The organism is Helicobacter turcicus, assembly GCF_019711685.1.
GTDB lineage: Bacteria > Campylobacterota > Campylobacteria > Campylobacterales > Helicobacteraceae > Helicobacter_D > Helicobacter_D turcicus.
On sequence record NZ_JAIGYQ010000001.1, the window covers coordinates 335,121 to 342,499 of the forward strand.

The following is a 7,379-nucleotide window of genomic DNA, read 5'->3' on the forward strand; positions in this document are numbered from 1 at the left end:
CAACCCTTATTAATAAAATAAGCGGAGATTATAGCAAAATTCCTAAGTGTTTTGTTAAAGAGATTCTATATGAGTTATACGGAGAATACAGAATCTAAATTAGATTCTGTATTTTATTTAGATTTTTTTCTTATTTGCATCTTCTAAAATTGCTTTAGCAATCTCAGAAACACTTTGAGAAATATCAGAGCTTGTATTTGCAATGCCTACATTCTCTTGTGTTGCAGATTCTAAATTTGCAATTGCTTCGTTAATTTGCGTAACTCCTTCAGTTTGCTCCTTAATAGATTCTGCCATATCATTAATACTTTGCACCAATAAATTTGCATTTGCTTCAATCTCTCCTAGAGACTTTCCTGTTCTCTCTGCGAGTTTTCTTACTTCATCTGCAACCACTGCAAAGCCTCTTCCATGTTCTCCTGCTCTTGCTGCTTCAATAGCGGCATTGAGTGCTAAAAGATTTGTTTGGTCTGCAATATCTTTAATAATCCCAATCACACTTTTAATATCTTCTGTTTGCTGAATAACTTCTTGTGTTCTACTGCTTACATTATGCATTGATGAAGTGATTTCTTCCACCGTTGTTGCAGTGCGCTGCAAGGATGAAGCCTGAGAATTAGAAGACTGCATTAGAGAATTTACTGCTTCTTGAAGCTCCCCACTTTGCGCATTTAAAGAATTTGCAAATTCTAAAGAAGTTCTAAGCATTTTACGAATCTCTTCACCTAGTGTATTTGTTACAATCTCCACGCGCCCTTCTGCATTTTCCACTTGCACACTAAAATCAAGAGCCACAAAACTATCAAAAACGCGATTTAATTCTGGTAAATCTTTACCAATAGCAGTTGCAAGTAATCTTAATAAATCATTGACTGCATCACGTAAATGATTTAACTGCGGATTAGAACCATTTAAATCAATTAAAGAGTCCGCATAACCCTCTTTAGCCCTTTCAATCGCCTTAACAGCCTGTTCAACAAGTGTTTCATCTTTTTTCAAACTATTTTTTGTCTGTTCAATATTTGCATTAATTGCGCGTGCCATTGTGCCAATCTCATCACGGCTTTTAATTTCAAGTGCCTTTGGAGCAACTTTACTTTCGTGATTAAGATATTTAAAAAACTCAATGAGCGTTAATTTGATCGTATTTAGAGGATTTGTAAAATAACGAATAATAAATAAAATCACAACTACACCAATGGCAATCATTACAATGGCTAAAATAATTGTTTTTATCAAGCTATTATTAACCACCTCCGTATAATCACTCTTATTTGCTGTTACAACCATTGTCCAGCCAAAAGGAAACTGCTTATAAAATCCAAGCTTCTCAACAACTTCTCCATTTCTTAAAGTCAAATCATACGCAATCTCACCCTCTTTACCGAATTTAAGTTTTTCTTTGAGTGCAGACTCCACGCCTTTTGTGTAACCGCTTTTTACAAGGTCCATATCCTCATGCGAAAATATTGCGCCATCAGCATCTGTAATAAACACACTCATAGAAGGGAGTTCTGGATTTTCAAAAGCTTCAAAACGATCTTGAAATTGATTAACTTGAATGTCCATTCCAACAACACCAATAAACTTGCCATTTTTTACAATCGGCATTGTCGCTGTTGCAAAAGAATCCCCCTTATACTTGCCAGCTTCACTAGTATAAACAGGAGTAATGATTCCTGCATTTGCTTGTTTTGTCTGCACATACCAAGGGCGTTGGCGCAAATCTATATTTCCTACATCACTCCACTCCGAAGAAAATTGCGAATTTCCCTCACTATTATAATCTTGTAAAATTGCTTTTCCATCATCCTCATAAACAATAAACATGACAGGATATTTAACCAAAGCAGATGCTGTGTCCAAAACAATACGTTGTTGCACAACATTATTTTTATCAATTTTTGAAATATCTCTAGCAAGCACACGCAAATGCCATTGCGCTTCATCGCCCATAGTAATAAAAATACTCTTATACGCAGACTCAAGCGTTTGTTTTTGGATTCCACGATAAAGCTCTTGCATATCTGTTGAAGTATTTTGAAAGTTAAAGGCACTTATCACAACGATAATCACGGCAAAAACAGCAACTGCACTTGCTGTTAATTTTCCCCCTAATGAATGTAGCATAATTCTCTCCTTTTATTTACGCTGTAAATATTTTAAAAAACTTAAAAACCGCGATTTTATCACTAAATTTATTTATACTTTATTAATTTTCAACAATTTAGAGAGTAAAAATTTAGATTTTTTACATCTTAATCTTAGATATTATGTTGTATCCCAAGAAAAAAGTTAAAAATTTCACAAACGAAAAACTTAATAAACCCTATTGGATATCTAAAAATAAGGGCTATCACTTTAAAAAATAACACATAAAGCAACATAAATTTGAAAAATAGATTTTTCTATTTTAATTTTTTGTGTTATCTCTTAAAAAATGTTACGAATTTTTTCAAAAATCTTTTTTTTATTTTATTTTTTGATATAATCACGCCTTTAATTTTCAAAAAATTGAAGATTTTCCAAAGTTTTGGGTTGTATTTTTAAAAAATTGCTTTGACTTTGACACAAAATCATATTAAGGGTTAATTAAATGGATTTCCGCAAATTAAAATTAGGAACAAAGATAGTTTTAGTTGCTTTAGCAGTTGTTTTTTCCTGTATTTTGACGATGTCTTATGTGATTGTCTCACGCACATCTGCTATTCAAATACAAGAAGCTCATAAACTCCTAGAAAATGTAGCCGCTAGAGCTGCAAATCTTGCTAGTGGGTATTTTAATGAAATGTTTGCCGTGCTAGAAGTCCAACACGATACTATAGATGGTATGCTAGAACGTCATGTGAGCGAAGAAGTGCTTAAAGAAACTGTTGAGACTCTATTAGATTCTGCGGGAATTGCTGATTATGCGTATCTCTATGTTACTGATGAGACTTACTCTAGAGAAAATATCGTTAATACGAATTTTAAACTTCCCAATGGACATCTCCTAATCTTGCTTGCAGATACAGATGTTGAAAATCCAGGTGGCATAAAAGCATTGAAAGCTGATGAGAATATTCTTAAGCTTCCAAGCGTTATTCAAACACTACAAACTGGCAAACCAAATATTGGCGTCCCAGACATAAGAAATATCTCCGGACAAGGAGAGAGTGCTGGTGTAGCAATGAGCTATCCAATTATAAATGATGCAGGCAAAGTGATTGCCGTCTTAGGATTGTTTGTTAATCTAAATACGATTTCCACAAGGATTAATCTTCCACATCGTTTAGTATTTGAAGGTGATTATAAAGCAATTGTTACTTCTGAAGGCGTAATCGCAGCACACATTGACCAAAATGTTCTAGGCAAGACAATAAGCGGTATTAACCCTCATGAAAGCGTCAAGAAAATTGGAGAAGCGATCAGAGAAGGAAAAGAAGGTGTCTATGAATACTTCAACGCAAGAGGTTACCAGAGCTTGACAGCTATTAACACTTTTCAAATTGGTGGAAAAAATGTGAATACATCTTGGAGTGCGGTTGTAACAGCACCAATTGATTCTATTATGGCTCCTGTTACTTCTCTTACGACAATAATTATTGCTTGCACAATAACTACATTAGTGATTATTGGGTTGGTGTTATTTTTCTATATCCGCACACAAATTGTTACAAGGATTAGCACATTTTACGATTTGCTTTTTGGATTCTTCAAATACTTAAATTACGAGACAAAAACACCACCTGCTTTTGTCAAACCACGTTCACAAGATGAAATCGGAATAATGGCAATAGCCGTTAATGATAGTATAAAAAAAGTTCAAAAAGGTTTAGAATGCGATGCACAAGCTGTTAAAGAATCCATTGAAACAGCAAACAGAATTGAAAGTGGAGATTTAACAGCAAGAATTGCAGCAAATCCATATAATCCACAATTAAATGAGCTTAAAAAAGTCCTCAATGAAATGCTACAAACACTGCAAGATAAAATCGGAAGTGATACAAATGAGATTGGGCGCGTTTTTAAAAGTTACACAAACCTAGATTTCACAACAGAAGTTAAAGATGCTAAAGGAATAGTGGAAGTTACAGTAAATACTTTAGGACAAGAAATTAAAACGATGTTAAAAACTTCTGCTGGTTTTGCAAATGCACTAAGTGAGAGATCAAAAGATTTAGAAGAAATGATGGGGAAACTTATAGAAGGCTCTCACAATCAAGCTTCAAGCTTGGAACAAACCGCACAAGCAGTAGAGGAAATCACAAGCTCTATGCAAAATGCAAGCTCAAAAACACAAGAAGTGATTAGCCAAAGCAATGATATTAAAAGTGTTGTTGGTGTAATTCGTGATATTGCAGACCAAACAAATCTTTTAGCACTCAATGCCGCTATTGAAGCAGCAAGAGCAGGAGAACATGGAAGAGGCTTTGCAGTGGTTGCTGATGAAGTAAGAAAACTCGCAGAGAGAACAGGAAAGTCTCTAAGTGAAATTGATGCAAATATCAATCTTTTAGCACAAGGTGTGAATGATATGGGAGAATCCATTAGAGAGCAAACTGCTGGAATTGAGCAAATTAACGAAGCAGTAGGACAACTAGAAAAAATTACACAAAACAATCTAAGTATTGCTGATAGCACTTCAAGCATTTCTAAAGATGTTGGGCAAATCGCACAAGATATTACCGATGATACCAATAAAAAGAAGTTTTAAATCTAAAAAGACTAAAATCTTTTTAGATTAAAGTCTAAAGGCGTGGGTTTCTAACATAATGTATCTCCCCCATTTATCCAATACTTTAACGCGTTAGAAACCCACACTTTTAGACTTTATTGTATTTTATCCTTCTAATCTAAACATAAAGGCTTCTCTAATGGGTCTTTTAAGCAAAATTTTAAATAAAAAATATGGCACGAGTGTACGTGATAACCAAGTGCGTATCCTCTCTAACACCAAAGATTCTATTGTTGATAACCAAAAAGAACAATTTATCTTAAAAGTTTCTATGTTTAGCGCACTACTTCTAGCAATCTTTGGAATCGGATTTGGAATCTTTGTAAAATCAATGGCAGTAATCTTTGATGGCTTCGTCGCACTTGTTAGTGTTGGTCTAGGCGCACTAAGTGTCGTTACTTCACGTTACATTTACAAAGAGGACGATGATATATTCCAATACGGTTATGTACGTTTTGAACCTATGGTAAATCTCTTTAAATCCCTTGTTCTAGTCTTTGTATGTATTTATGCCTTCATTAATGCACTAAAAAGTATCATTCATGGTGGGTATGCCATAGAGATAGGTGGCGCGGCAATTTATAGCTTATGCGCATTTGTATTTTGTGCGATTTTATTTACTTACACCCTATTTTATACCAAAATCTTGGAATCTGATTTAATTCAAGTAGATAATATTGAATGGAAAATTGACTGTGTGCTTTATCTAGGTGCTTTAGTAGCATTTGGAATCATCTATTTTTTACCTCAAACCAACACGGCTCTTGCATTCTATGTGGATCCCATTTTGCTTGCTACGCTCTCTTTGTTACTCTGTATTTCTCCTACACGCATTGCCATTGCAAATTTTAAAGATTTAATAATGGTAGCCCCAGCAGAAATTGATGATAGAATTACAAAAATTATGGAGCATATTAGCGTAGAATTTGGATTCCAGGATTACGATACGCATGTTGCAAAGTCTGGACGCTTTTATATGATAGAAGTCAATATCCTAACAAAAGAAAATTTTAAACCAAAAAGCATGCAAGAATTTGACCATATAAGGAATCGTATTGCAGAATCCCTTGCAATTCCAAGCTATAAAATTTGGCTCTCTGTTAGCTTTACTGCTGACCCAAAATGGCTCTAAATTATTAAAAATTCAAAGTTAAAGAAATTGTCAAATCCCGACACAATTCGCATTAAAATTACTAATACCAACAACTTACCCTAAATAGATAAGACTAATTAAAGTATATAAACCACAAAAGCCACGAAAATACGAGGGTTTTAAAGGAGTTTCTTAAGTCCTTGCTTTTGAAAACTACTCATTAGGCTATACTTAAGCAGAAACCATAAAGCCCCCCCCCCCCGCCCATTTAGAATTATTTGCTTCTATCAAAGCTTTGCCTAGTTTGTAATTTAAACTCTCTTGCACTAACAAAGCATCTTTATAGTCAGGATGATCCTCTAAGGGAGCAAGCTTTAAAGAAGGATTGACTTTAAGCATACATTCATAAATCATCTTTTCTTTTTTATGTTTCTTGCTAATCTTTTTCAAAACAAAAATCAATTTAAAAAATTTCAAAAATCCCTTAGAATCAAGCATTGCAGAGCCAAGTTTATAAGAGAGTTGATTCTTAACCCTCAAAACAGCAGCTGCGGATAAATTTAATCTTTTCTCTACAACAATAGATTTTTGCATTGTGCTTATTTGAGCAAGTTCTTTAAAATCAATTTTCTTAGGTTCTAAAATTTGAGCTTTTTTATCTTGAATGCTTTTTTCCAACTCATCTAAATAAGCATTAATATCTAATTTTAAATTGATATTTTTAAAACTAGAAAAATTATATTTCCACCATTCTAGCCTTAAGAGTCTCTCTATAGTCTTTTCATCAAAACGATATTTAAGCACCCGAGCAGGGATTCCACCAACAACAGCATAAGCTGGAACATCTTTAGTTACTAAAGCATTTTGCCCAACAACACAACCTGTGTGAAGCGTAATACCGGGCTTCAAACAAGCGTTAGTGCAAAGATAAACATCATCTTCTAGGATAGTCTCTTTAGGTGCAGGAAGAAAATCTCTCAAATAAAATTCGTGTTTATGCGGAAATTCCTCATTAGCTTTTCTAAATGGTGCAAAGTTACTATCATAACAAACTGAAGAAGTTGTAAGTAAATGCAGCGGATGCTTTTCATGTAAGAAGTTCAAACCCCAAGCTATAGAACAGTAACGTCCTATTTTTATATCCGTTCTTGGAATATTTGCATTACTATAAGAAAAAGCACCCATTTGACATAAGGTATTACCTCTATTAAAAGAAATAAATTCTTCCAAAAATCCCTCATCGGGTATAATAATCTTATCGCCTATGGCAAACCTACTTAATCCATTAAAAGAATTAAAAATATTATTCCTTTCAAAAATTTCTAAAACAAAAGCATTAATTGTAATCTGCATTAAAATAAAACTCCTTATTTAGATTGTGAAATATTTTATTATTTTATCAAAAATAATCAAAACCTAATCATTTTTTAATACGAATCACATTCCCCCTTTATTGTTTTTAATGCCTTTATTTGATAAGGTTTTATTTATTTAATAAACATTTAAAGGAGGATATATGTATCAAACTGCATTTTTTAAACACATCAAACACATTTGTTTAAATCACAT

General features: G+C 33.5%; 3 protein-coding genes and 2 pseudogenes. 3 read left to right on the forward strand and 2 right to left on the reverse strand.

Features of this window, described 5'->3' with window-relative positions:
* Nucleotides 1-117: 117 nt before the first annotated feature.
* Nucleotides 118-2,130, reverse strand: coding sequence for a methyl-accepting chemotaxis protein (locus K4G57_RS01560; RefSeq protein WP_221531418.1), 2,013 nt, complete (start codon nt 2,128-2,130; stop codon nt 118-120).
* 544 nt (nt 2,131-2,674) lie between these two features.
* On the opposite strand from K4G57_RS01560, the pseudogene K4G57_RS09375 reads away from it, so the two are divergent.
* From K4G57_RS09375 to K4G57_RS01570, 3 genes and pseudogenes are all read left to right on the forward strand, one after another.
* Nucleotides 2,675-3,958 (forward strand): annotated as a pseudogene (locus K4G57_RS09375) (PDC sensor domain-containing protein); the annotation flags it as partial.
* Between the two features lie 345 nt (nt 3,959-4,303).
* Nucleotides 4,304-4,696 (forward strand): annotated as a pseudogene (locus K4G57_RS09380) (methyl-accepting chemotaxis protein); the annotation flags it as partial.
* A gap of 160 nt (nt 4,697-4,856) precedes the next feature.
* Nucleotides 4,857-5,849, forward strand: a complete 993-nt coding sequence (locus K4G57_RS01570) for a cation diffusion facilitator family transporter (protein WP_221531419.1) — start codon at nt 4,857-4,859, stop codon at nt 5,847-5,849.
* A gap of 192 nt (nt 5,850-6,041) precedes the next feature.
* Here K4G57_RS01570 and K4G57_RS01575 read toward each other — a convergent pair whose 3' ends face one another.
* On the reverse strand, nt 6,042-7,163 hold the full coding sequence (locus tag K4G57_RS01575) for a CatB-related O-acetyltransferase (protein ID WP_221531420.1): 1,122 nt from the start codon (nt 7,161-7,163) through the stop codon (nt 6,042-6,044).
* Between the last annotated feature and the right edge of the window lie 216 nt (nt 7,164-7,379).